Raw genomic sequence first — 25,003 nt, 5'->3', positions numbered from 1 at the left:
AGCCCGGGGAACTTTCCGGCCCCCGCATCCGACCCGTTCAGCGACACGCCCCTGCGCGCCCAGCGGGCGCCGGCGATGAGCGGAGCGGACCGATGCAGCAGAACACGGAGCCCACAGCCCCGGAGCCAGTCGCTCCGGAGGCGTCGGCGGTCGTTCCCGGGGCTCGCCGCGCGGGGTCCGCGCGGACCCCCCAGCCCCGGGTCACCCTCCGTTCGGACCTGCGGGCGAGCGTGTACGACGGGCTGGTCGCGCTGGCCGTCACCGGGGCGATCTTCTGGCTGCTGTGGATCCGTATCCAGAACCGCTCGTCGTCCACGGCCACCGTGATGCCGTTCATGGCCGACGACCCCCAGGGGTTCTGGGTCTACTTCCTCAGCCAGGCGTTCGGCTGGTCCGCGCTGCTCTGGGCGTGGGGCACGGTCGTCCTCGGACTGCTGCTCTCCGGCGCCCGGCCCGCCTGGCTGAAGCTCTCCGCCCCCCGGCTGGAGCGGCTGCACCGCACCACCAGCCTCAACACCATGGCGCTCATCGGCGCGCACGCCCTCCTCTTCGCCGCCGAACTCGTCCGCCATGACAAGGACGACTGGCGGAGCAGTGTCTGGACGGCCTTCGTGGAGGCGTTCGTCCCCGGCGGCTACGCGTCCGGCACGGGCAGGATCGCCATCCCCATCGGCCAGGCGGCCCTCTATCTGGCGATCCCGCTGGGGCTGCTCTTCTACGTACGCCATCGCATCGGCCCGAAGACCTGGCGGGTGCTGCACCGTTTCGTCATCGTCGTCTATGTGCTGAGCGTCTGGCACACCCTGCTGTACGGCACCAATGTCTGGTACGACGGCTGGTTCCGTACCAGCATCTGGCTGCTGCAACTCCCCATCGCCGCCCTCTTCCTGCTGCGGCTGCTCCGCCCGGCCCGGCGCTCCCAGCGGCTCGCCGCGCCGGGTGCGCCGGGAGCGGGCCCGATGCCGGTGTGGGGGCTGCGGCTGCTGGGCCGGGTGGCGGTGGCGGGTCTGGTCGTCGTGGTGCTGGCCGTGCTGATGACGGGCCGCGACGGCGGGCGGGGCGAGCCCCCGAAGGACACCTCCTCCACCCACCACCACGACTGACCCCCGTTGGGCCCCCGCCCGGTCGGCGGGGGCCGTCGGGTCGGTTCCCCGGGACGTACTGCTTCGGTGTCGGCGCCGGGCCCGCCGGATCAGTTCTCCGGGCCGTACGCCAGTGCCGCCGTCGCCTTGACCAGCAGATCGAGACCGCGCCGCGTCTCCTCGCCGGGCAGCGGCACCCCCTGAAGGACCTGCTGCATACAGAGCCCGTCGAGCCCGCAGGCCATGAAGCGGGCCAGCTCCGCCGGGGGCACCGCGTACTCCCGCCCGGTGCGCTCGGCGATCTCCGCCAGCGCCCCGGCGGCGATGTCGGCGATCTCCTCGTGATACCGGGCGACCACCGTGCGCAGCTCGGGTGTGCGCAGGGAGAAGGCGACCAGCTCCAGCCAGAGAGTGTTGAGGTCGGGCCGGGACGCCAGGTCGTCCAGGACCGCGTCGGCGGTGGCCCGTAGCGCCTCCTCCAGGCTGGTGGCTCCCTCGGCCGCCCGGCGTACCCCGGCCATCAGCTCCTCGGTGAGGGATTCCATGACGGCCCGGTAGAGGTCCGCCTTGGTGCCGAAGGTGTAGTGCACGGTCGCCTGGGCCACGCCCAGTTCGGCGGCGATGGCCCGGGTGCTCCCCGCGGCCACGCCCTCACGGGCCATGAGTTCGATGGCCGCGGCGATCAGCTGGGGGCGTCGCTCGGCGGCGGTTACATGAGGCATACACCGCACTATAGCGACATAGTCAACCAGCCGCGTCGCTCGACATTGTCACCTGACAAAGTCATGCGTATGGTGGATGGCGTGGAGCAGGACCACCACCGACAGACCGGCCGTGCCGTGTACGGCCGCCGGGATCACCGAGGGGCAGGGCCATGAACCCGACAGCACTCCGTACCCGTACCGATGAGGCCGCCGAGGCCACTGGGGCCGCCGGGGCCTCCGGGACTCCCGGGGCCGCCACCGTGGGGCACGCCCCGGGCGCCGTGCCCGAGCGGAGCACCCGGGGCGCCGTGCCCGAGCGGAGCACCCGGGGCGCCGTGCCCGAGCGGACCCGGCTGCCCTTCTTCGGGCACGCCCTGAGCGTCCCCGCCGACGGCTTCATCGAGTACGCCATGCGCGAGGCCCGCGCCCTCGGCCCCCTCTACAATCTGCGCCTCTTCGACGAGGACGCCTGGATGATCTCCGGCGGCGACCTGGTCGCCGAGGTGTGCGACGAGAGCCGCTTCCGCAAGTCGGTCGAACCCCTGCTCACCGTGCGCGAGTTCGCCGGGGACGGTCTCTTCACCGCGTACGGCGACGAACCCAACTGGCGCAAGGCGCACAACATCCTGCTGCCCGCCTTCTCCTTCGACGCCCTGCGCGCCTACCACCCCACGATGGTCACCGTCGCCCGCCGGCTGCTGGCCGCCTGGGACACCCGCGCCGCCGACGGCACCCCCGTCGATGTGGCCGAGGACATGACCCGGCTCACCCTCGACACCATCGGCCTCTGCGGCTTCGGCCATGACTTCGGCTGCTTCGAGCGGACCACCCCGCACCCCTTCATCACCGCCATGGTCCGCGCCCTCGACCACGCCCAGCGGAAGACCGGCTTCATCCCCGGCCTGGAGTTCCTCCACACCGGCGCCGAGAACCGGCAGCGCGAGAACGTCCGGACCATGAACCGGCTCGCCGACGACATCGTGCGCCGCCGCCGCACCGAGGGCGACGACCGCACCGACGATCTCCTCGGGCTGATGCTGCACGCCGTCGACAAGGACACCGGCGAGCCCCTGGACGACACCAATATCCGGTACCAGCTGCTCACCTTCCTGATCGCCGGACACGAGACCACCAGCGGCGCGCTCTCCTTCGCCCTGCACTATCTGCTCAAGAACCCGGCGGTGCTGGCCGCCGCCCAGGCGGAGACCGACGCCCTGTGGGGCACCGACCCCGACCCCGACCCGGGGTACGAGGACGTCGGCCGGCTGCGCCATCTCCGCCAGGTCCTCAACGAGAGCCTGCGGCTGTGGCCCACCGCCCCCGCCTTCGCCGTCGAGGCGCTGGAGGACACCGTCATCGGCGGCCGGTACCCGGTCCGCGCGGGGCAGGCGCTCACCGTGCTCACCCCGATGCTCCACCGCGACCCGGGCTGGGGCGACAACCCCGAGCTGTTCGACCCCGGCCGCTTCGACCCCGAGCGCGCCGACCGCAGGCCCGGGCATCTCTTCAAGCCCTTCGGCAACGGCGAACGCTCCTGCATCGGACGGCAGTTCGCGCTGCACGAGGCCACCCTGATCCTCGGGCTGATCGTCCACCGCTACCGGCTGCTCGACCATGCCGACTACCGGCTGAAGATCAAGGAGACGCTGACCCTGAAGCCGGACGGGCTCACCCTGATCCCGGTCCGCCGGACCCCGCAGGAGCGCCGCCCGGCCGAGGCCCCGGCGGGGACCCCGGTCGGCACCCCGGCCGACAGCGCCCCGCCCGGCGCGCCGCCCACCGGGCTGCGCGCCCCCGGCACCACCCTCACCGTGCTCCACGGCTCCAACCTGGGCACCTCGCGCGCACTCGCCACCGACCTCGCCGACCAGGGCACCCGGTACGGCTTCCGCACCACCGTCGCCCCGCTGGACGACGCGGTCGGCACCCTCGGCCCCGACGACCCCGTCCTGATCGTGGCCTCCTCGTACAACGGCCGTCCCACCGATGACGCCCGCCACTTCGTCGCCTGGCTGGAGGAGGGCACCCCGCCCGCCGGGATCCCGTACGCGGTCCTCGGTGTCGGCGACCGCAACTGGTCCGCCACCTATCAGCGCGTCCCCACCCTCATCGACGAACGGCTCGCCGCCGCCGGGGGGACGGCGCTGCTGGAGCGCGCCGCCGTGGATGTCTCCGCCGATGTCACCGCCGAGGTCGAACGGTGGACCGCCCGCGCCTGGACCGCCCTGCTCGACCGCTACGGCGTCCCCGCCGGCCCGGAGAGCCCCTCCGGGACGGCGGCCAGTGGGGCCCGGTACACCGTCACCGACGTGGAGCCCGCTGTGGAGTCCGGCGTGGAGTCCGGCGCGGCCCCCGGCCTCCCCGCCGTGGACGGACTGCTCCCCCTCACCGTGACCGAAACCGCCGAACTCGCCGACCTGGGCCATGAACTCGGCCGCTCCAAGCGGTTCCTGCGGCTGCGGCTCCCCGAGGGCACCACCTATCGCACCGGCGACCATCTGCTGATCCGCCCCGCCAACCCGGCCGCCCTGGTGGACCGGACCACCACCGCCCTCGGCCTCGACCCCGACCGGGTGGTCGTCCTCGGCGCCGATCGCGCGGGGTGTCTCCCGCTGGACGCGCCGCTGACCGTACGCACCCTGCTCACCCACTATGTGGAACTCACCCGGCCCGTCACCGCCCGCCAGGCCGCCGCCCTCGCCGCACACACCCCCTGCCCGCCCGAGCGCGCCGCCCTCGCGGGCCATGAGACCGGCCGGGAAACCCTTCCCGACCTGCTGGAACGCCATGCCTCCTGCCGGCCGGGGCTGTCCGCGTTGCTGGACATCCTCACCCCCACCGCACCGCGCCACTACTCCATCTCCTCCTCCCCGGCGACCGACCCCGCCACCGCCGATCTGATGGTCGCCGCCGAGCCCGTACCGCACCGCGACGGCGAGGGCACCTTCCTGGGCACCGGCGCCGCCTACCTGGCGGGGCTCGCCCCCGGCGACACCGTCCACGGCCGGCTCTCTCCCTGCCGGGAGGCCTTCCGGCTGCCCGCCGACCCCACCGTCCCCGTCGTGCTGATCTCCGCCGGGACCGGCCTCGCCCCCTTCCGCGCCGCCGTCGCCGACCGCGTCGCCCTTGGGGAGGCCGCCCCCGCCTCCGGCGACCGGGCCCCGCTGCTCTGCTACTTCGGCTGCGACCACCCCGATGTCGACTACCTCCACCGCGCCGAACTCGAAGCCGCCGAGCAGGCCGGCGCGGTGAGCCTGCGCCCCGCCTTCTCCAAGGCCCCGGTCGACGGGATGCGCTGGGTCCAGCACCGGATCGAGCGCGACTCCGCCGAACTCTGGGCGCTCCTCACCGCCGGTGCCCAGATCCGGGTCTGCGGCGACGGCCGCCTGATGGCCCCCGCCGTCCGCGCCGCCTTCCGCGCGATCCACCGCGAACACACCGGCTCCGACGAGGAGTCCGCCGAGCGCTGGCTCTCCGCGCTGATCTCCGACGACCGCTATGTCGAGGACGTCTGGGCGGGCTAGGCCGTCTCTGTCGGATCTTGCCGCGCCCGCCCGGCCCGTTCCCCCGCCGACGCTGGTCAGCGGGGGAGCGGGCTGCTTGACTCTCCCCCGTCACCGCACCGCACCGAGGGGCAGGGGGAGACCGTGCGCACCGACCCGACCGCAGCGCCCGGACCGGCCGGGGCCTCCGCGCCGCCGGGGGGCCGGATCCCCGCCGTGACACCGGAACTCGCCGAGTGCGCGGTACGGGCCGCGCTGCGCGGTGCGTACGGGGACGGCCTGCTGCCCCCCGAGGCCCCGGCGGCCGTCGCCCACCCCAACGGCTTCGTCAAACTTCCGCTGGCCCGGGTGGCACAGGACGCCCGGCGGCTCTTCCTCCATATCTGGCAGGACGGCGCCGAGGACGCCCATATCCACAACCACCGCTGGGACTTCGCCTCCACGCTGCTCAGCGGGGGCCTCGCCAACACCCTGGTGGAGACCGCGCCCACGGAGCCCGAGCGCCCCACCGCGTACCGGGCCGTCCACCACCGCCCCCACGGCGACGGCTTCCGCCTCGACGCCACGGACGCCCCCTGGGTCCGGGTGACCGGCTCCCGCACCACCACCCTCACGGCGGGCGACCGCTACCGCATGCCCGCCCGCACCCTCCACCGCGCCGCCGCCCCCCACGGCACGATCACCCTGGTCGCCCGGGGGACCCCGCTCCACCGGACCTCCCGGGTCCTGATCCGGGGGGAGGCCCCGGACGAACCGCTGCGCTGGCGGCATGTGGGCCCGGCGGAACGCGGGGCGCTGCTGCGGCGGGCGCTGGGGTGCCTGGCGTGAACGACACCGAGGACCCCGTACCGGACCGCCACGATCCGGCCTCTCTGGTGCGCAGGGACACCGTCCTGATCTTCGCGGTCCTGATGGACGACACGCCGGAAGCACCTTTCCGCGCCGGGCCCTTGGAGCGGACCTGGGGGAGGGCCCACGACCGGGTGGTGTCCACCGCCGCGCGCCGTACCTCGTACACCACGACCCAACTCGCCGACCTTCTCTGGACACCGACGGTGCGCTGGCACCGTGATGTGGCCGACCCGCCTCCCTGCCCGACGGGCTTCGTGCTGAACGCGATCGAGCTGGTCGGGCTGGACGCCTCCGCGCTCGACGCGCTCGGCTCCATGGACGTGCCCCTGGTGGCCAATGGCGTCGCCCTCCTGCACGGCACACTCCCGCCCGACCCCCCGGTCCGCATGCCGAGGACCCTCCAGGAGTGCTCCGATGTGAACGCCTACCGCTCGGACACGGGCCAGCGTGACTGGGCGGCGGCACAGCTTCCCCCGGGGTGTCGGATCGCGGTCCAGGAGCGGAAGGCGGTCCACTGCACCTTCATCACTCCCAGCGGAGCGCTCCCACCGCCGTACGAGGAGGACGTACCAGGGTGGGAACTCCTCGACCAGTGGCTCTGGTCCATGCACCACGCCACGCAGTACATCCCGTCCGGGGAGGCCAGGGCACAGCTGGACGGCATCCGATTCCCGCTGCCGCACTGTGTCCGTGCGGCACTGGGGTCACGCGGGCTCACCCTCGTGGGTGTCGAACCCGAACCCGCCCGCAACTACTACAAGGGGACCAGCTACCACCTGGCGACCTTCTACGCGGATGCCCTGGCGCTCGCCCGGTTGCAGCAGATCATGCTGGACGCCTTCGGCTCGGAGGTGGCCCGTATCGCCGGGGGTGAGCCCCGGCGGCGGGAGGTCGCCCAGCTCGAACGGGAGTTGCTGATATTTCGCCGGAGCTACTGGGCGGCCACCTTCGGCAGACAGGAAAGCGTCACGGAGATGACCCGGGCGTGGCAGCGGGCCGCAGGGCTTCCCGAGGCGCTCCAGCGGCTCACCCAGGACCTGGGCGAACTCTCCCGGCAGGTCCAGGCCGCCGAGACCGCGACCACCAACGCGAGCCTGGGGCTGATCGCCGCCGTCGGCCTGCCGCTGACGGCGGGGCTCGCCGTCTGGGCGGGGCTGCCCTCGGCCGGTGCCGCGTCCCTCTGGCGGTTCCTCCTGGCGATCGGGGCGGCCTCGCTTCTGCTCGTCACCCTCTTCCCCGGTCTGCGGCGCCTCTTCGTGGACCTCTTCCACCGACGCGGGCGCCCCGGGAGGTGGTCCCGACGCCGCCGCTGACCGAACCCTTCCGGTGGCCGCCCCGCCACGCCCCCGGCTATCCGCCCGGCTGCCCCGACAGCGGCGATGTCCTCGCCCGGATCGCGGAGACCCCGCCCGCCGGGCCGGTGACCCTCGCCGTGGTCACCAGCGCGCTGCGCGCCACCGTGGAGGAGAGCGCGGACCATGAGCGCGGGCTCGACCGGGTGCGCCACGCCCTCGCGGAGGTCGGCCGGGCCGTGGGGGCCCGGTGGCATCCCTCGTACTACGGAAAGGACCTGGTCCTCGTCCATCCCGGGGGCGCCCCCGCCCCCGCCCTGGACCGGTACACCGGGGGTACGGGTGTACGCCACGGCTGGGCGTGGACCCGGCTGCTGCCCGCCGGGGGCGCCGAGGCGCGGCGGGAGGCCCTGCTGCGGGCGTGCTACGCCGTCGCGATGGCCGCCCGGGCCCGCCGGGACCGCCCCGGGGTGCTGCCCGAGGACGCGGACGGCGCCCTCGTGCGGGTCCCCGGGCTGTTCTCCGTACGGGAGACCGCGTCCCTGCTCGCGGGGGTGCTGGTCCGGCCCCATGGCGCCGGGAGCACCGCCCCAGGCGCCGGGCCCGGTGAGGACCCGCGACTCCCCGGGGTGCCCTCGGCCGACGAGCCGGACACCCTGCCGGCGGCGGGGGTACTGCTGGTGACCGATGTCCATGACATCGAGTGGGGCACCCGGTCCCGCCCCGGCGGCGGCCTCCTCACCGAGGGGAACGCCGAACGGCTGCTCCCCCTGGCCCGGGAGTGGCACACCCGCGCCCTCCCCCCGGCGGCCGTCCTGGCCCGCGCCCACCCCCTGCGGCTCGCCCGCGAGAGCCTGCTCGCGGACCATCTGCGGGCGCTGAGCGACGGGGTGGCCGGCCGGGGACGGCTCCGCGCCACCCTGGGCGACGGGCTCTCCGGCACGGTCGCCGACCTCGCCACCGCCCGGTCCGCCGTCACGGCGGCCAACCGTCTGACCACGGGCCGGATGGCGACCGGCGCCGGTGCCGCTCCTCTGGACGGCCGCGCCCCCGCCCCCGCCCTCGCCGCCCGCCGGGCCCGGTTCGCCCTCCATGTCACCAAGACCCTCAAGGGCACCCCGCACCCCTCCGCCGCCCTCCACCCCTTCGGCACCCCCCTCACTCCGGAGGCCGCCCGCGCCGCCCTGGCCTTCCTGACCACCCTCCACGAGGCGGGCCCCGGCACCCCCGGGGCCCACCATCTGGACCATGCCCGCCGCTGGCGCGGGTGGTGGCGGGCGCATCTGCCACCGGACCGGGCGGCGGGGGCGGACGCCCGGTGGGCGGTGGTCATGGCCGCCAGACCACCGCGAAGCGCTCGCTGCTGGTGGGCGTCGGATAGGTGACCCGGGCGCCGACGATCAGGCCGGCGTTGTTGATGTGCTCGGCGTAGGCGTGGTCCTGCGGTGCCACGTCCAGGTCGGTCATGGTCCCGTCGGACTCCCAGCGGAGGGCGTGGCGTCGTGTATCGCCCGGTACCTTCTGCCCGATGTGTCCGACGGAGACACCGGAGTCGTTGACGTCGACGGCCCGGGTGTACGCGTAGCCGGCGCCGATGGCCCTGGCGGTGCCGTCCGGGCTCCAGCTCATGGCGGTGTAGTCGATGTTGTTCGCTCCTGACCCGTAACCGACGGTGGTGCCCGAGGCGTTGATGGCCATCGCCCGGGAGCGCGGGCCCAGATCCGTGACGGTGCCGTCGGCCTTCCAGGTCAGGGAGTGCTTCTGGTTGTTCGGCCCGCCGGTCGGCGCGCCCTGCCCGAGCACGGTGCCGGCGTCGTTGATCCCGTCGACCCACACATTCCGGTAGGCCGAGGCCGGGTCGAGTGCGACGGGAGTGCCGTCCGGGGTCCACTTCACGGGGCGGGCGACGCCGGCCGCCGAGTAGGACAGACCGGCCACCGTGCCGGAGCTGTTGACCCAGAGGGCGCGGGTGTTGACATCACCGCTCAGTGCGGGGAGTGCGACGGGAGCGCCGTCCGGGCCCCACTTCACCGCACGGGTGGCCGCGCCGAGCGCGGAGTATCCGATCGCGGTACCGGTGCGGCCGATCGTGTAGACATAGCCGTAGGCGTCCCCGGGCAGCGGCCGCATGACGGTGATCGTGCCGTCGGGGGCCCAGCGGACCTGATGGCTCCCCGATGAGCCGACGATGGTGCCGTCCTCGCTGATGGCCCGCGCGTCGCCGAGCTGGAATCTGGACAGCAGCGGGAGTGGCGTGGGGCTGAGGTCCGCGTTCCAGCGGACCGGGTAGTACCGGTTCGCCGCGTCGGCGGCGTAGCCGACGATCACCCCGCTGTCGTTGACCCCGGTGGCGTAGCTTCGGATGGCGCCGGGAGGCAGGGGCAGGTCGACGGCCATATGGGCCGTGGTCGGACCGGTGTCGGCCGTCGCACGGCCGGCCGCGCCCACCGTGAGGGTGCAGACGGTGGCCAGGGCGATGGTGGTGGCGCCCGTGGACCGCAGGGCTCGTATGCCGATGCTCATGATGTGCGTTCCTCGTCTCGTGGACTCTGTCGGAAGGGCACGGTGGTGATGCTGTGGCACGTCGCGCGTGGGGAGTTCCCGCGCGCCACACTCTCCGGTACGTGGGAACTGCGCCCAATCTTCCGGAAGTCGGGCGGCGGCGCAGCGGAATCCGGATGTCTGTATGGGAGTGCGGCGGGCCCGAGCGGAAGGGGCGCATGGCTCTTCCCACCCTGAGCGCCTATGGCCCCCCGACGGACAGGAGCGCCGGGGGAGGCCCTGTCCGAGCCACTCAGCCAGAGGCTCGCGGGGTGCCCGGTGACCGGGCGAACCCGGCCAGCGCGCGGAAGTCCTCTTCGCGGAGACCGATGCGCGGGTCGACGTGGTGGAGAAGCCCAGGGCCCCGGTGGTGGGCGGCCACATACGCCGTGTCGAGATCGCTCTGCTCGTCGTCCACCCAGGCGAACGGGCGCCCGGCGGCATGGTCCACCAGGGGACCGGTCTTCCAGTGGACCCCGTCGGCACGTTTCTGGAACAGGGCGTCACCGAAGTCGACGAAGGGGAGTTCGGGAAGGCCGAGCACCGGGGCGATCCACCGATTGGCCTTCGCCATCCAGGTGGTGGCCCAGCACAGCTCGTAGCCGAGCCCGAGCAGGGCCTGTCCGTGCCCGGGGTCGAGCCAGACCCGCAGGGGTCGCCGCCGAAGCGAGAGATCTCCGTGGTCCGCTGATGTCCCACTGTCCCGGGGCACCCTGATGGTGATGTAGCCGGCGGGGCGTCTCTCCGGCTTGGCCGCATAGGGGTTGAGCGGTCCGTCCACATCAAGAAACAGGAGCGGTCGTGCCACGATCTCCCCCTCGCCCGACACCCGGCTGTGCGGGGAAGCGTAGCCGTGGCGACCGCCCTGGCACCGGGCACCGGATCCGTCAGTCCGTCCGCTCCCAGCGCCAGGACGCCGGTGACCAGCGGCGGTCCGGAGTGGACCCGGGGAGCGGGCCGTACGGGGGGACGGGGTGCGCCAGCACCGGGGTCCAGAAGGGGGCCAGGCGGGTCGCCGCGTCGGGGAGGGTGCCGTAGGGGAGGCCGGTGCGGAAGACCGCCGTGTCCCAGAAGTCCAGCCACTCCGCAGGCGGCGGGGGCAGCGAACCGGGCCAGGCGCGGCCCATGGGGGCGAACTCGGCGGCCACCTCGCGGGCCAGCTCCGCCAGGAGCAGCGGGGGAGCCGTCGTACAGTCGGCGGCCAGCAGGAAGTCCAGCAGGTCCGACCAGCGGGTGTTGACCTTCCCGTTCTCCCGGCGGCGGGTGTACCGCAACAGCTTCTGCGCCAGACAGCGCCCGAACGTCGCGGCGGGCACGGCGACCGTCCCCGTACCGCCGTCGTACGGGAAGTCCAGCGGTGCGGTACGGGTGTCGCGCGCGGCCCGCGCGTCCGGCACCAGCAGGACGTTCAGCAGCAGCCGCTCCGCCAGGCCCCGGCCGGTGACCTGGACCAGGGCGCGGTGGACCGGGGGGCGGTCGGGCGCGCCGAACACCACCGGTTCGGTCCGCAGCAGCCGGATCCGCTCGCCCCCGGGACCGGACGGCAGCGCCGCCGCCCCGAGCAGCAACGGGCCCGCGCCCACCGGCAGCGACAGGTCGACATCCTCCGGCAGCCGGGCCGCCGGGCCCGTCCAGCCGAGCAGCGCCGCCGAGCCCTTGAGATGCCAGCCGCCGGGTGGCAACAGCCGTACCAGGGAGTGCAGTACGGCCCCCACCGCGCGCAGCGACTGCCGGTCCCGGGTGGTCAGTCCCGCCGCCCCGGTCTCCGTGCGCCGGCCGGGGGTCACAGCAGCGTCGCCACTGTCGGCGGGGAGTCCCGTACATCCGCGCCCCGTGCCAGCCAGGGCCGCAGCCGCTCCGGGGGCTCCGGCAGCGGGTCCGGCCGGCCGCCGACCGCCGCCGCCCGTACGGCCAGCGCGCACAGCGCCGTGACCCCGGAGCCCGCCGCCGACCTCAGCAGGGCCTCCGGGACGGCCTCCGCCACCACCCGGTGCCGGCCCGCGAGCGCCAGCAGCCGCCCCACCGCGAACAGGTCCCCGGGGGCGGTCGCCGCCAGGGTCCCCCGTACCGCCGTGAGTCCTTCGGCCGTCCCCACCGCCCGGTCCAGATACCGGACCGCGCGCGGCAGCAGCCCCGGCCGCTCCCGGACCACCCCGGGCAGCGCCCGGCTCACCTCCCCGGTGGGGGCCAGCCGGGGCAGGGCATAGCGGAGCGCCCGCGCGTCGTCCGCCGCGACCCCCCGCCGCCACACCTCCCCGGCGGGCCCGGCGACATCCCGTGCGGTGCCGCCCAGCAGCGAACCCACCGTCCCGACCACGGACTTCTCCGGCGAGAGCCACAGCCCGAGCCCGGCCAGGGCCGCGCCCACCGCCGTACGGATCCGCTCCCCCTCGGCCTCGTCCCGCACCACCACATGCCAGTCGTCGCCCCAGCGCGCCCAGCGGCCCGGCGCCGCATCGGCCAGGACCGTGTCGACGGGGTCCAGAACGGCCGTACCCAGTCTGCTGGCCCAGCGGTGACCGGGGAGCAGACAGCGGCCGGTCCGCGCCCGCACCTCCGTCAGCCGGGCGGCGAGTCCCGGCGTCATCCACTCCGCCGCGAGCAGCGCGTCCGGCGGCAGGGAGCCGAAGAAGCGGTGCACATCCAGGGTCAGCACATACCGGAAGCCGTCACCGCGCTCCCCGAGCGCCCGCAACCGCTCCTGCCGGGCCCGGTAGCCGCGCCGGTACTCCCAGGAGACCGAGCGGTAGCCGAACACCTCCGGGCGCGGCCGGTGCGCCGCGAGTGCCTCCTCGGTCAGGGCGTGCAGATGGGCGCGGACCGCCGGGGACACCACGGGGACCACCTCCGTACGCCCCGGGAAGGGGATACCGATCCAGCCGATGTCCAGCGGCGGCGACGCGGCGGAACGGGCGAGAACCGGCAGTACGTCCACCGCCCCCAGGGCGTCGGGTATCGGGTCCGTCAGCAGATCCTGGCCGAAACTCTCCCTCAGAGCGCGGCCAACCATGAGGTCCTTGTCTCCCACGGCGGCATGATGTCACCCCGGTAGCGGGCGGCAAGGGGGAGAACATGACCGCCGGATGGACGCGACGGGACGCGGTGCGACGGGACGCCGCGCGGGGGGATGGTGTGCGACGGGACACCATGCGGGCGCGGGGCCCGCTGGATGTCGGGCGCGCGCTGCTCCTGCTCTGGGCGAAGTCCCCGGACCGGGACAAGAAGTACGGTCTGATGAATCCGCTGCTGATGCATCTGCTGGACACGGCGGCCGTCGCGGCGCTCATCTGGGACGACTTCCTGCCCGGCTCCGTACGGGACGAACTGGACCTGGTCGCGGGTGGCCCGGGCCGTGGCCGCCGGCTGCTGATGTGGCTCTGCGCCGTCCATGACTTCGGCAAGGCCACCCCGGCGCATCAGCGACAGCGCCCCGAACTGGTGGGCGAGCTGCCCACCGTGGGCCTCGGCTGGGACGACCGGGTGCCCGCCCGTTTCAAATGGGACCACGCCCCGGCGGGCGCCTTCCTGCTGCGCCCTCTCCTGACCGCCGCCGGCTGGTCCGCCGACCACATCCGCTGGGTCTGGCCCCTGATCGGCGGCCACCACGGCTTCTTCCCGGGCGAGAACGACCTCCGCTCCCCACGCGGCGGGCTGCGCCGCCTCGACGGCGACGACGCGTGGGCGCGGGTCCGGGCCGCGCTGCTGGACCGCCTGGTCACCGAACTCGCCTCCGGCGGGGATCGCGAGGGGGGTACGGGCCCCTGCCCCGGCGGCGACGGGTACGCCGGACCTGGCCCCGGAGGCGGCGTCGGTGGCGACGGCGACGGCGACGGGCGTCCGGGCCCCGGTGGCGGGAGCAGCGGCCCCGTTCCGGGCGGCGGCGCCGGTTACGCCTGTTGCGGTCCCGGCGGTCCCGGCGGTCCCGGCGGTCCCGGCGGTCCCGGCGGTCCCGGCGGTCCCGGCGGTCCCGGCGGTGACCGGTGTCCAGGCCTCGGACCCGCACGCGACGGGTATGCCGGTCGCGGCCCTGAGGGCGACGCGGGTATCTGCATCGATCCCGGTGACGCCGGGCCGGGCGACGGCGATGGGTGTACGGGCGTCAGCCCCGGTGGCGGGTACGCCGGTCGGGGCCCTGGGGGCGGCGGGAGCAGCGGCCCCGGTCCGGGTGGTGACCGGTACACCGGGCTTGGCTCCGGCGGTGGTGGCGACGGCGGCGGGCGTACGGGCCTTGGCCCCGGAGGTGTTGGGCACATCGGTCGCGGCCTTGGCGGTGACGGGCGTACGGGCCCCGGCCCTGTAGACGACGGGCGTGCCAACGATGGGTGTGCCGACCACGGCCCCGAGGGCCACGGGAGCAGGGGCCCAGGTCCCGGCAACGACAGGTGTACCGGCTCCGGTTCCGGCGGCGGCGGGCGGGGCGGGCTGGCCGCGCTCCGGCCGGTCCGGATGCCGTCGCGCGCGCTCCAGCTCCAGATCAGCGGGCTGATCGTCATGGCCGACTGGATCGCCAGCGGCCTCCCGGGTGTCGTCCCGGGTACCGAGCTGACCTGGGCCACCGCGCGCGGGCGCGCCGGGGAGGCCTGGGCGGCGATCGGGCTCCGGCGCGGGTTCGCCGATATCGAGGTGCCGGAGCGGGACGGCCTCCGCGCGCACTTCCGGCACCGCTTCGGCGCCGCACCCCGGCCGCTCCAGGTGCTGGCCGCCGAGGCCGCCCACGCCCTGGACGGGCCCGGCCTGATGTTCGTGGAGGGGCCGCCCGGCGAGGGCAAGACCTGGGCCGGGCTGGCGGCGGCGGAGATCCTGGCCGCCCGCTTCCGCGCCGGAGGCGTCTTCGTCGGGATGCCGGTCTGGTCCTCCTGCGATCCGGCGTACCAGCGGGTCCGGGAGTGGGTGCGGAGTATCGACCGGGAGCTGGTGGACCATGTCGCGCTGCTCCACGGCCGCCGGACGGTCAACCACGCGTGGAGCGCCATGATCGGCCGGCCGCAGAACGACCGGAGGAACGCGGTCGACCACTGCGGCGAGGAGCCCCCGGGCGGAGCCGCGCGGACGGACGGCTCCCCGGGCGATCCCCGGCTCCCCGCCCTGGAATGGTTCTTCGACTTCGGCCGGGGCCTGCTCTGCCCCTTCGTCGTCGGCCCCCTCGACCAGCTGCTGTACGCCGCCACCCGCACCAAGTTCGTCATGCTGCGGATGGCCGGACTGCTCGGCAAGGTCGTCGTCCTCGACGAGATCCACGCCGTCGACGCGCACACCCACCCGTACCTCCGGGAGTGTCTGCGCTGGCTCGGACAGGGCCGGGTCCCGGTCGTCCTGCTGTCGGCGACCCTCACCGCCGCACAGCGCCGGTCCCTGGCCGGTGCCTATCTGGCGGGGGCGGCGGGCCGGGAGGAGTTCGGGTACGAGGAGCTGCCGGAGCCCGCCGGATATCCCTCGGTCACCGGGGTCCGGTACGCCGTCCGGTACGACGGGTCCGGGCCGGTCGCCGAGGTCCGGTCCTGCCCGAGCGCGCTGGCGGGCCGGACCGTACGGGTCGAGGTGCTGCCCGGACACGCCCCGGACGGCGAGGACCATGAGGCCGTCGCCGACCTGCTCGCGGAGGCGCTCGCCGACGGCGGGTGCGCCCTGGTGATCCGGAACACCGCCCGGCGGGCCCAGTCCCTCGGGGCCGTCCTCGCCGAGCGGTTCCCCGGCAAGAACGAGGTCGAGCTGGTGCACCGGCAGCTCACCGAGAAGGAGCGGGCCGACCGCGCCGAACGCTGTCTGCGCCGCCTCGCCCCCGGCGCCACCGATCGTCCCACCCGCCTGATCGTCGTCGCCGACCAGACCGCCGAGCAGGCCTTCGACGCCGATGTGGACCTCCTGATCACCGATCTCGCCCCCGTTGATCTGCTGCTTCAACGGGTCGGCAGGCTGCACCGGGACCCCGCCACCGACCGGCCCGCCGCCCTCTCCGCGCCCCGGGTCGTCATCACCGGGCTCACCACCGGTGAACCGCCCCGCCTCCCCGCCCGCTCCATCGCGCTGTACGGGCGGTATCCGCTGCTCCGCGCCGCCTGGGCGGTCCGCCGGGCGGCGGAGGAATCCGGCTGGCGGCTGCCGGACGACCTCCCCGCACTCGTCGCCGAGGCCTACGGCGACGGGACGGAGGGCCTGCCGCCCGGCTGGGCGGCCCCGCTCCACGCCGAACACCGCCACTGGCGCCGGGAGAACCGGCGCCGGGCGGACCGGGCCACCGACTCCCTCCTCACCCGGCGCGGCGACGGACAGGCGCCGACCCTGGGCGGGCTGCACTACACGGCCCTGCCGCCCGCCGCAGGCGACGAGGGCCTCTCCGCGCTGCTCCACGACCGCGCGGCGGCGGAGGCCATCCTCCTCGTACGGGAGGGCGACGACTACCGCACCCTGGGCGGCCGGAGCCTCGGCCCCGAAGGCCAGGTGTCCAGCTCGGACCATGAGCTGATCGATCTGCTGCACGGCGAGACGGTGGAGATCCCGCTGCGCTACTGGGACGCGGGCGCGCTCCGGCTGGACCCGCTCCCCGTCTGGGGCCGCCGGCCGGAGCCGAACTACCGGCTCTTCACCAGCAAGGCCCTCGTCCTGGACAGCGAGCACCGCGCGGTTCTCCACAGCCGCCGGGTGCGGTACGACCGGCTGCTCGGCCTGGTGGACGAGGGACCGGCGGGCGACGTTCGCCTGTGCCAGGCTGGGCAACCGACTGCGCGATCAAGCGAGTTGAACGGGGACGACCGGTGGATCTGATCGACGGGAAGTGGCTCACCGTACGCCGCCGCGACGGCGAGGAGGACCGGGTCGGGGTACGGGAGGCGCTGCTGGCCGCCCACACCATCGAGGACCTGGTGGTCGAGCACCCCACCCAGAAACCCGCACTGCTGCGGCAGTTGCTGCTCCCGATCGTCGTGGACGCCTGCGGCCTCCCGTCCGGTCCGCAGGAGTGGGGCGAGCGGTTCCACGCGGGCGGGGGCTTCGCCGGGATCACCGTCACCACGGAAGGCGGTGAAGGCGGTGAAGGCGGTGAAGGCGGTGAAGGCGGTCCCCGGTCCGGAGCCGCCGCGCTGGACGACTACTTCGCGGACCATGCGCACGCCTTCCGGCTCTTCGACCCCGGCAACCCCTTCGCCCAGGTCGCGGGGTTGCGTACGGACAAGGACGAGACCCGGACCTCGGCGGTGATCATCGCGACGGCGGCCAGCGGCAACAACGTCCCGCTCTGGTCCTCCCGTACCGAGGCCGACCCGTACGACCTCACCCCCGGTCAGGCCGTCCACTGGCTGCTGCACACCCACTGCTGGGACACCGCCGGGATCAAGACCGGCGCCGCCGGTGATGCTCGGGCCAAGGGCGGCCGGGCCATGGGCAACCCCATCGGCACCCTCGGCGGGCTCGGGGTGGTCATGCCCATGGGCCGGACGCTCTACGAGAGCCTCTGGCTGAACATCCCGCACGGGGTCACCCGGCTCAGGGACGATCTGCCCCAGTGGAGCCGCCGGGACCGGGAGGGCGATATCGAGGAGACCGCCTCCTGCGCCACCCCCGCCTGGGACACCCGTTCCCCCCGGGGCCTGCTGGAGGCCTGGACCTGGCAGTCGCGCCGGGTCCGGCTCGTCCCCGAGGAGCGGCCGGACGGCGGTCGGGCCGTCAACCGCGTCGTCGTGACGGCGGGGGACCGGATGCGGTTCAGGCCGGACCACGAGTTCCACACCGCCTGGACCGTCGACAGCCAGAGCGCGTACCGCAAGCGGCTGCTCAAGGACCCGGACGCCCACCAGCTCCGCCCCCGGCGGCACCGGGTGGGCCGCGCCGCCTGGCGGGGGCTGGACGCGCTGCTCGCGGTGGACCGGCCGACCGAGCAGGCCCTCACCGATATCGGCGGCGTGCACACCGCCCAGATCCTGGTGAAACTCGCGGAGGCCGGAGACCTGCTGCCCCCGGACTATCCGCTCCAGCTGGAGCTGACCGGGGTCGCGTACAACAGCAAGTTCACCACCGTCGAGGACACCTTCTTCGACGAGATCCCGCTGCCGATCGCCGCCCTGGACCGGGAGAGCCTGGTCCGGGAGGCGCTGACCGAGTCCGTGGCCCAGGCCGAGCGGCTGGGGGACGCGGTCAACCGTCTCGCCGCCGACCTCCGCCGGGCGGGCGGGGCCCAGCCGGTCCCGGTACGGGAGTGGCAGCACTCGGGCGAGAGCCTGCTGCACGCCCTCGACCCGGTGGTCCGGCTGCTGCTGACCCTGCTGCGGCGCACCGGTGACGCGTACGACCGGATCGAGCCGCTCCTCGACGCCTGGGAGGAGAAGGCCGGACGCGAGGCCTGGAAGGTGGCGGAGCAGCTGCTCGCCCAGAGTCCGCCGGGGCTCTTCCTGGGCAGCGCCTCCCGCGCCCGGGACGGCAGGGACCGGATCCACCGCCTCAGCACCGCCGAACGCTCCTTCCGCACCGCGCTGAACGGGATCCTGCCGCGCCGGGCCGAGCGGCGGCGCCAGGGCACGGGCCCAACAGAGGGAACAGAAGGCACGGGCCCGGCAGAGGGAACCGAGGGCACAGGCCCGGCAGAGGGAACAGAAGGAGGGGATCCACGGTGACCACCGTGCCACCACCCGACCCGCCGGTACCGCCGGTACCGCGCCGGAGCAGGACGACCAGACGCCGCTACTGGCACCGCTACCCCGTCCGCGACAACCCCCCGCCGGGGGAGGACCTCGCGGCGCTGCGCGCCGGACTCGGCCGGGCGGCGGGCACCGTCCCGTCCCTCTGGCAGCACTACACCAGCCCCAGCGACGGCGAGGTCACCTCCGAGCTGGAGGCCGAGCACGGTGCCCTGTCGCTGTACGGGCTGCACCAGCAGGGCCAGAGCCGGCCCATGCACCGCACCGGAACCGGGGTGGGCGCGGCGCTGCGGGCCCTGCGCGGAAGCGGGAAGTTCAGCCATGACGCGCTGGACCGCCGGGTCGCCGCCGCCGTGAACGCCACCACCGTGCCGGTCCTGCTGTACCGGCTGCGCGGGCTGATCCCGCAGCTGCGGGCGCAGTCCATCCCGCTCGACTACGACCAGCTGACCCGGGATCTGCGGAGCTGGTCCTATCCCGAGTCCCGGCAGCGGGTCCGCCGGAGCTGGGGGCTCGCCTACTACACCTGGGAGGACGACCGCCCCGGCGCCGCCCGGACACCCGCTGCCCCGCCCGCTCCCGACTCCGCCTCCGACTCACCGGAACGCGCACGCGCACAGGAGAACCCGTGACCGATGGCCCGCCCCGCGCCTATGTCGACATCCACATCCTCCAGACCGTCCCCCCGGCCAATCTGAACCGGGACGACCAGGGGAACCCCAAGGAGGCCATGTTCGGCGGGGTGCGCCGCTCCCGGGTCTCCTCCCAGGCGTGGAAGCGCGCCACCCGGATGCACTTCACCGATCTGCTCCCGAAGGAGCGTCTGGCCACCCGCACCCGGCAGGTCTCCGCCGCGCTCGCCGAACGGATCGGGGCCCGTTACGGGCTGCCCGGCGACCGGTCCGCCCGGCTCGCCGAGGCACTCCTCGTCCCGCTGGGGCTCAGCGCGGGCAAGAAGGACGGCGACACCGCCTATCTCTTCTTCTACGGCCGTGACCAGCTGGATTCCATGGCCGGTCTGATCGCGGACCGGTTCGCGGAGCTGGACGCCGCCGACGACGGCTCCCTGGCGAAGGAGATGGCGTCGTTCAAGGTCCAGGAGGCGTTCAAGAAGCCGCATCCGCTCGATGTCGCCCTCTTCGGCCGCATGGTCGCCGATGTCCACGCCCTGAAGGTCGACGCCGCCACCCAGGTCGCCCACGCCCTCTCCACCCACGCCGTGGAGCTGGAGTTCGACTACTTCACGGCGGTGGACGACCGGACCCGGGAGGACAACCCCGGTGCCGGGATGATCGGCACCATCGGTTTCAACTCCGCGACGCTCTACCGCTATGCCACGGTCGGGTTCCATCAGCTGTACGAGAACCTGGGCGACCACCCGGCGACCGTCGAGGGGGTCCGCTCCTTCGTCAACTCGTTCGCCCGCTCGGTCCCCTCCGGCTATGTGAACTCCTTCGCCCATCGCACCCTGCCCAGCCTGGTCGCCGTCGTGGTCCGCGACGACCAGCCGGTGAATCTGGTCTCCGCCTTCGAGAAGCCGGTCGGGGTGTCGCCGACGGGCCGGGGCATCTCCGAGCAGTCGGCGGACCGGCTGGCCGCCGAGCACAGCGGAGCCGTGCGCAACTGGGGCGACCTGCCCTCCTTCACCTCGGTGTGCCATGCCCACACGGACGCCCCCGGGACCGCCGAGCGGCTGCGGGAGGCGTTCGGGGAGCCGGTGGACTTCCCCACGCTGCTCTCCGGGCTGAGCGACCACCTCACCGCGCTCACCCGGGCCCCGCGATGACCGGCACCGAAAGCGCTCCGGGGGAAGCCGTGCTGCTGCTGAGGCTCGCGGGCCCGCTCCAGTCCTGGGGCTCCCGCTCCGCCTTCAACAGCCGCCAGACGGGCTCCGAGCCCACCAAGTCCGGGGTGATCGGACTGCTCGCCGCCGCCGACGGGCGCCCCCGGGGCGCGGACATCGCGGATCTGCGCGCACTCCGGCTGGGCATCCGGGTCGACCAGCCCGGCACCCTGCTGCGGGACTATCACATCGCCAGCGACCACCGGGGGGTCCCGCTGCCGCAGACGGGCGTCTCCGCCAAGGGGATCCAGCGGCCCACGTCCCCCGCCAAGTACACCCATGTCACCACCCGCCACTACCTCCAGGACGCGGTCTTCCTCGCCGCCCTGGAAGGGGACCGGGCGCTGCTCCGGCTGCTCCACGCGGCCGTCCGCGCCCCGGCCTTCCCGCTGGCGCTCGGCCGCCGCTCCTGCGTCCCCGTACAGCCGGTGGCCCTCGGGATCCATGAGGGCACCCTCGCCCCGGTGCTCGGGGCACACCCCTGGACGGCCTCGCCCCACGCCCGGGAGCGGTACGCGCGCCACCTCGGCCACGAGCGCCCCGAGGCGGCCCACCGGACCCCGTGCGGCCCGGAGCTGATCGACCGCTCCCTGACCCTGGAGCACCCGGACGGGGACGACCGCCTCCAGGACGCCCCGGTCTCCTTCGGCACCCATGACCGCCGGTTCACCAGCCGCCGGGTGACCCGCGACTGGGTCCGGATCCCCACCGGCCTGGTGCGGCGCGACGACTGCCCGGCCTGCGACCACCCCTCCCGCGACGACGCCGCCGCCCACGACCCCTTCGCCCTGCTGGGCAGGTGACCACGGTGACCACGATGACCTATCTCTCCCGTGTCCGTATCAACCCGCTCCGGGCGGAGAGCCGCAAGCTGCTGGCCAGCCCCCGGGCCATGCACGGCGCCGTCCTGGGCGGCATCCCCGGCGGCCCGGACGGGGGCAGGGCGCTGTGGCGCCTGGACGCCGACGATCCGCGCCGGCCCTGGCTGCTGGTGCTCACCCCCGAACGGCCCGACTGGTCGCACATCGTCGAGGCGGCGGGGTGGCCCGGCGCGGACGGCGACCATGCGGTGGTCCGCCCGTACGCCCCTCTGCTGGAACGGCTCGCGGCGGGGCAGGAGTACGCGTTCCGGCTGACCGCCAACCCCGTACAGAGCACCGTCGCGCCGCTCAAGCCGACCACGGCGCAGAAGCTGCGGATCGAGGCCCGGGGGGAGGGGGAGCGGATGCGCGGCTTCCGGCTGGCCCACCGCACCGCGGCGACCCAGCTGGACTGGTTTCTGCGGCGCACCGGGGCCTGGGGCTTCGAGGTGCCCGTCTCCCGGACCGACGCGCCCGCCCCGGGGTTCCTCGCGGCGGACACCGGCCCGGCGCTCCCGCCGGAGGGTCCGGAACGTGACCCCGCGCCGGAGGGTCCGGAGCGCGACCCCGCGCGGGAGGTACGGATCACCGCCCGGCACCGGCACTCCTTCCGCAAGAGCGACTCGGGCGTCCAGGTCACCTTTCACAGCGCCACCTTCGAGGGCCGGCTGCGGGTCACCGACCCCGCCGGTCTCGCCGCGCGGCTGCTGGGCGGGATCGGCCCGTCGAAGGCGTACGGCTGCGGGCTGCTGACCCTGGCCCCGGTGGCGCCGGTGGAGCCTTCCGGAAGGGGCTGACGACCGGACCGGCGGGCGGCATCCGGAAGGGTCAGATCCCCGCGTCCGGCTCCTTGAAGATCTTCAGCGACTTCGGGATCGCGGGCAGGATCCGCTGCTCCGAGGAGACCAGGGGAATCCGGTGGGGCTCGGTGTACGAGGGCCTGGTGGTCACCTTCCGCAGGGTGACGGCCGGGCCCTTGGCGTTGAGGTTGACGGCCTTGGCGGCGGGCTTGGCGAGCACCGGCAGCCGGTAGGAGGTGGACTTCTTCAGCGCCTGGGCGAGGAAGTCCGCCGTGAGCAGCGCGGTCTGGGCGCGGGCGGCCGACGGGGAGGCGACCTTGGCGGCCTTGCAGTCGCCGATGGAGCCGCCGGGGTCGGTCGCCGAGAGGTTGGTGTTGAGCATCCGGTGGCCGGTGCCCGCGAGCAGCACATCGGCGGCGACCTCGGTCTTCCCGGAGCGCGCGAGCCGCTTCATGGTGTCCAGCCCGGCGGTGGGGGAGACATCCTCGTCGCAGGCGCCCCGGATATTGAGGACGGGGACCTTGTGGGTGGCCCGCTCGCCGGTCTCGGCGGGCTGGATCGCCACCGCGCCGAAGAGGCCGGGGCGCTTCGCCGCGCGCGGGGAGAGGACATGGCCGCCGCCCCGGCTGTGGCCGACGAGGGCCACCCGGGAGGTGTCGAGCCGGCCCTTCACGCCCGTGAGCCGCAGCCCGTGGTTCTTCCCCTTGTTCAGATCGGTGAGCAGCCGCAGATGGGCGTCGATGAGATCGGTGTAGCCCTTCTCGGCGTCGGTCTCGCCGCCCCACCAGATCTCGGGCGAGACGACATCGATGGCGACGGCGGCGAAGCCCTTCCGGGTCAGCTCCTCGACCAGGTGTGCCTGGCCGGTGTTCTGGCGCAGATAGTCCGGGCCGAGGCCGCCCTTCGCGGGGGCGCCGGGCTTGGCGCAGACCAGCGGCCAGGTGGTCTTCACGGGCTTCTTGGCCACATACGGGTTCCCGGGGCGGACACAGTTGTGGTGGGCGCCGTGCAGGACGACCACGACCGGGTGGGGGCCCTTGCCCTTCGGGACGCCGAGGACGCCATGGAACTGCGAGGGGTTGCCCGCCGTCCGGCCGCCGGTGATCCGCAACAGGCCCGGGGCGAGCTTGTACGAGGTCAGCAGCGCCTTTCCGGAGGAGGCGGGCCGGGGGGCGGTCGGGGCCGCGCCCGCGGTGGGGGCGGTCGCGGCGGTGAGGGCCAGGGCGACGGCGGCGGCCGTCGCGGTCAGGCCCAGGGGGCGGAGCTTCGCGGTCTTCACGGGAGAGAAGATACGAAAAAGGAAGGAATGGTTCCATTCGCCTCCGCCCGACTTCCCCCCCGCCCGGCCCCCCGGGCCGGCCCGCTCAGACCACCACACCCCCCGACCGCAGCAGCGGCAGCCCCGCCACCGCCGCCGCCAGCGTCTCCTCCCGCCGGGCGAAGCAGAAGCGCACCATCCCGCTGCCCCGCTGCGGCCCCGCGAAGAAGCAGGTCCCCGGGACGGCCGCCAGCGAGAGATCCCGTACCAGCGCCTGTGCCAGCCGCTCGCTGTTCCGGCCCAGGGTCCCCGAGAAGGCGAAGACCGCCCCCTGCGGCAGGGGGGTCGGCAGCCCCGCGTCATTGAGCGCGCCCACCAGCAGATCCCGCTTGCGGCGTAACTCCTCGCTCAGCCCCCGGTGGTACGCGGGCGAGAAGTCGGCCCGGGCGAGTGCCGCCGCCTGACCCGGGGCGATCGGCGGCGCGCAGCGGGAGACCGTCCGCTGGACCAGCCGCAGCCGGTCGGTGAGGCGGGCCGGGGCGGCCAGATACCCGATCCGCCGGCCCGCCGTGCGATGGCTCAGCGAGAGACTGCCGATCACCACCGTGCGCTCCCGCCCCTCGGGGAACTGCCAGGGGGAGGTGTGCGCCCCCTCGTAGACCATCGCCGCGTAGGACTCGTCGCTGACGACGGCGGTACGGTGCTCCGCGCAGAGCGCGGTCAGGGTGCGGGTCTCGGCCGGGGTCAGGACCCGCCCGGTGGGGTTGTGGGGCGAGTTGACGATCACCGCCCGGGTGCGGCCGGTGAAGGCGGCCCGCAGCTCGCGCTCGTCGTACTCCCAGTCCGGCGGGTGCAGCCGGACCAGCCGGACCCGCGCCCCGGCCAACTCCACGGCGTGCAGGAACCCCTCGTGGTACGGCTCCATGACGATCACCTCGTCGCCGGGGTCGACCAGGACCAGCAGCGCGGTGTAGAGGGCCTGCCCGGTGCCCTGGGTGAGGGTGATCTCCTCATGGGGGTCCACCGTCCGTCCGAGCCGGTCGGCGAGGGCGCGGGCGACGGCGGTGCGCAGCGGCAGCGGCCCCTCGGGCGGGGCCTGGCCGGGCGGCGGGGCGGGGCCGTCCCCGGGCACACCAGGACCCGCGCCGGGCGGTGGTCCGTCCCAGTCGCAGTGGCCGTGCGCGAGGTCGATCGCGGCCTCGGCGCCGGCCGCCGTGTACCGGTCGATGGCCGACGGCGCCAGCCGCCGGACCCGCCGGGAGAGCGGGGCGCCGCCGGCCCCGCCCGGGGCACCGCCGCCCCGGGCGTCCGTGAGCGTGGACGGGTGTCGCATGGATCCCCCTTGCCGTGCGTCTGCCGGGGTTCCGTCGCTGGACGGTCCGGCGTTCCGGTGACTTCCGGGACGGGTACGGGCCGACGCGTCCGGAAAACCGAACGCGTACCGCCGTACGTTTCCCCGATCGCTATTTCCGGGCGCGGAAATTCCCCTGGTGATTTCCGTGCGCCCTTTCCCGCGAGCGGGCGATCCGGCCCGGAAGTGGGTGTGGTGGTACGGGTGTTCCGGTATATGTGTACGGGGCACGATCGGCGCATATGCCAGGCGCGGGATGCCGCCCGGCGCACGGCCCGGCGTATCGTCCG

Annotated in this window: 18 protein-coding genes; 11 read left to right on the top strand and 7 right to left on the bottom strand. The window is 74.5% G+C overall.

The features are described 5' to 3' along the window. Positions 1-92: 92 nt before the first annotated feature. Positions 93-1,103 (top strand): ferric reductase-like transmembrane domain-containing protein, encoded by a 1,011-nt coding sequence (locus ABT354_RS06730; RefSeq protein ID WP_351489910.1) that lies wholly within the window; start codon positions 93-95, stop codon positions 1,101-1,103. A gap of 89 nt (positions 1,104-1,192) precedes the next feature. Here the strand turns inward: ABT354_RS06730 and ABT354_RS06725 are convergent, their stop codons facing one another. Beyond that, positions 1,193-1,804 (bottom strand): TetR/AcrR family transcriptional regulator, encoded by a 612-nt coding sequence (locus ABT354_RS06725; RefSeq protein ID WP_351489908.1) that lies wholly within the window; start codon positions 1,802-1,804, stop codon positions 1,193-1,195. Between the two features lie 152 nt (positions 1,805-1,956). Here ABT354_RS06725 and ABT354_RS06720 point away from each other — a divergent pair, with 152 nt between their 5' ends. The 4 genes from ABT354_RS06720 to ABT354_RS06705 all read left to right on the top strand — a co-directional run bounded on the left by ABT354_RS06720 (position 1,957) and on the right by ABT354_RS06705 (position 8,818). Next, positions 1,957-5,310, top strand: coding sequence for a bifunctional cytochrome P450/NADPH--P450 reductase (locus ABT354_RS06720; RefSeq protein ID WP_351489906.1), 3,354 nt, complete (start codon positions 1,957-1,959; stop codon positions 5,308-5,310). A gap of 123 nt (positions 5,311-5,433) precedes the next feature. Then, positions 5,434-6,117, top strand: coding sequence for a hypothetical protein (locus ABT354_RS06715; RefSeq protein WP_351489904.1), 684 nt, complete (start codon positions 5,434-5,436; stop codon positions 6,115-6,117). Then, positions 6,114-7,454 (top strand): hypothetical protein, encoded by a 1,341-nt coding sequence (locus ABT354_RS06710; RefSeq protein ID WP_351489902.1) that lies wholly within the window; start codon positions 6,114-6,116, stop codon positions 7,452-7,454. Before ABT354_RS06715 ends, ABT354_RS06710 begins: the two co-directional genes overlap by 4 nt. Next, positions 7,433-8,818, top strand: a complete 1,386-nt coding sequence (locus ABT354_RS06705; RefSeq protein ID WP_351489900.1) for a hypothetical protein — start codon at positions 7,433-7,435, stop codon at positions 8,816-8,818. The genes ABT354_RS06710 and ABT354_RS06705 overlap by 22 nt, the downstream gene beginning before the upstream one ends. Here ABT354_RS06705 and ABT354_RS06700 read toward each other — a convergent pair. The 4 genes from ABT354_RS06700 to ABT354_RS06685 all read right to left on the bottom strand — a co-directional run bounded on the left by ABT354_RS06700 (position 8,763) and on the right by ABT354_RS06685 (position 13,002). Further along, positions 8,763-9,956 (bottom strand): hypothetical protein, encoded by a 1,194-nt coding sequence (locus tag ABT354_RS06700; RefSeq protein ID WP_351489898.1) that lies wholly within the window; start codon positions 9,954-9,956, stop codon positions 8,763-8,765. The genes ABT354_RS06705 and ABT354_RS06700 overlap by 56 nt on opposite strands. 271 nt (positions 9,957-10,227) lie before the next feature. After that, positions 10,228-10,782, bottom strand: coding sequence for an HAD domain-containing protein (locus ABT354_RS06695; RefSeq protein WP_351489896.1), 555 nt, complete (start codon positions 10,780-10,782; stop codon positions 10,228-10,230). Positions 10,783-10,861: 79 nt separating this feature from the next. Then, positions 10,862-11,761 (bottom strand): nucleotidyl transferase AbiEii/AbiGii toxin family protein, encoded by a 900-nt coding sequence (locus ABT354_RS06690; protein WP_351489894.1) that lies wholly within the window; start codon positions 11,759-11,761, stop codon positions 10,862-10,864. Beyond that, positions 11,758-13,002: a hypothetical protein gene (locus ABT354_RS06685; protein ID WP_351489892.1), complete on the bottom strand. Its 1,245-nt coding sequence runs from the start codon at positions 13,000-13,002 to the stop codon at positions 11,758-11,760. Before ABT354_RS06685 ends, ABT354_RS06690 begins: the two co-directional genes overlap by 4 nt. Positions 13,003-13,106: 104 nt before the next feature. Between ABT354_RS06685 and ABT354_RS06680 the strand changes: the two genes are divergently transcribed. The 6 genes from ABT354_RS06680 to cas6e are packed head-to-tail and all read left to right on the top strand — an operon-like array spanning position 13,107 to position 22,101. After that, positions 13,107-16,736: a CRISPR-associated endonuclease Cas3'' gene (locus tag ABT354_RS06680; protein WP_351489890.1), complete on the top strand. Its 3,630-nt coding sequence runs from the start codon at positions 13,107-13,109 to the stop codon at positions 16,734-16,736. Next, complete coding sequence (gene casA / locus ABT354_RS06675) at positions 16,727-18,577, top strand: type I-E CRISPR-associated protein Cse1/CasA (RefSeq protein WP_351489888.1); 1,851 nt, start codon at positions 16,727-16,729, stop codon at positions 18,575-18,577. The genes ABT354_RS06680 and casA overlap by 10 nt, the downstream gene beginning before the upstream one ends. Then, positions 18,574-19,233, top strand: a complete 660-nt coding sequence (gene casB / locus ABT354_RS06670) for a type I-E CRISPR-associated protein Cse2/CasB (protein ID WP_351489886.1) — start codon at positions 18,574-18,576, stop codon at positions 19,231-19,233. Before casA ends, casB begins: the two co-directional genes overlap by 4 nt. Further along, on the top strand, positions 19,230-20,387 hold the full coding sequence (gene cas7e / locus ABT354_RS06665) for a type I-E CRISPR-associated protein Cas7/Cse4/CasC (protein ID WP_351489884.1): 1,158 nt from the start codon (positions 19,230-19,232) through the stop codon (positions 20,385-20,387). Before casB ends, cas7e begins: the two co-directional genes overlap by 4 nt. Beyond that, complete coding sequence (gene cas5e, locus ABT354_RS06660; protein ID WP_351489882.1) at positions 20,384-21,247, top strand: type I-E CRISPR-associated protein Cas5/CasD; 864 nt, start codon at positions 20,384-20,386, stop codon at positions 21,245-21,247. Before cas7e ends, cas5e begins: the two co-directional genes overlap by 4 nt. 14 nt (positions 21,248-21,261) lie before the next feature. Next, positions 21,262-22,101, top strand: coding sequence for a type I-E CRISPR-associated protein Cas6/Cse3/CasE (gene cas6e / locus ABT354_RS06655; protein WP_351490177.1), 840 nt, complete (start codon positions 21,262-21,264; stop codon positions 22,099-22,101). Between the two features lie 31 nt (positions 22,102-22,132). Here the strand turns inward: cas6e and ABT354_RS06650 are convergent, their stop codons facing one another. Next, the gene (locus ABT354_RS06650; RefSeq protein ID WP_351489881.1) at positions 22,133-23,383 is read right to left on the bottom strand and encodes a dienelactone hydrolase family protein; all 1,251 of its coding nucleotides are present in this window, start codon (positions 23,381-23,383) and stop codon (positions 22,133-22,135) included. An 85-nt stretch (positions 23,384-23,468) separates the two neighbouring features. After that, complete coding sequence (locus ABT354_RS06645; RefSeq protein ID WP_351489879.1) at positions 23,469-24,695, bottom strand: pyridoxal phosphate-dependent aminotransferase; 1,227 nt, start codon at positions 24,693-24,695, stop codon at positions 23,469-23,471. Positions 24,696-25,003 lie beyond the last annotated feature (308 nt).

The organism is Streptomyces sp. NPDC000594 (genome assembly GCF_040299965.1).
Lineage (GTDB): Bacteria > Actinomycetota > Actinomycetes > Streptomycetales > Streptomycetaceae > Streptomyces.
The sequence above is the reverse complement of the archived record's forward strand: the minus strand, read 5'-3'. Positions and strand labels throughout refer to the sequence as shown.

Excerpts from the sequence above, each read along its gene's own strand:
- cas6e (WP_351490177.1), top strand. The coding sequence starts at position 21,262 with ATGACCTATCTCTCCCGTGTCCGTATCAACCCGCTCCGGGCGGAGAGC.
- cas5e (WP_351489882.1), top strand. The coding sequence starts at position 20,384 with ATGACCGGCACCGAAAGCGCTCCGGGGGAAGCCGTGCTGCTGCTGAGG.
- ABT354_RS06720 (WP_351489906.1), top strand. The coding sequence starts at position 1,957 with ATGAACCCGACAGCACTCCGTACCCGTACCGATGAGGCCGCCGAGGCC.
- ABT354_RS06645 (WP_351489879.1), bottom strand. The coding sequence starts at position 24,695 with ATGCGACACCCGTCCACGCTCACGGACGCCCGGGGCGGCGGTGCCCCG.
- ABT354_RS06700 (WP_351489898.1), bottom strand. The coding sequence starts at position 9,956 with ATGAGCATCGGCATACGAGCCCTGCGGTCCACGGGCGCCACCACCATC.
- ABT354_RS06725 (WP_351489908.1), bottom strand. The coding sequence starts at position 1,804 with ATGCCTCATGTAACCGCCGCCGAGCGACGCCCCCAGCTGATCGCCGCG.
- ABT354_RS06730 (WP_351489910.1), top strand. The coding sequence starts at position 93 with ATGCAGCAGAACACGGAGCCCACAGCCCCGGAGCCAGTCGCTCCGGAG.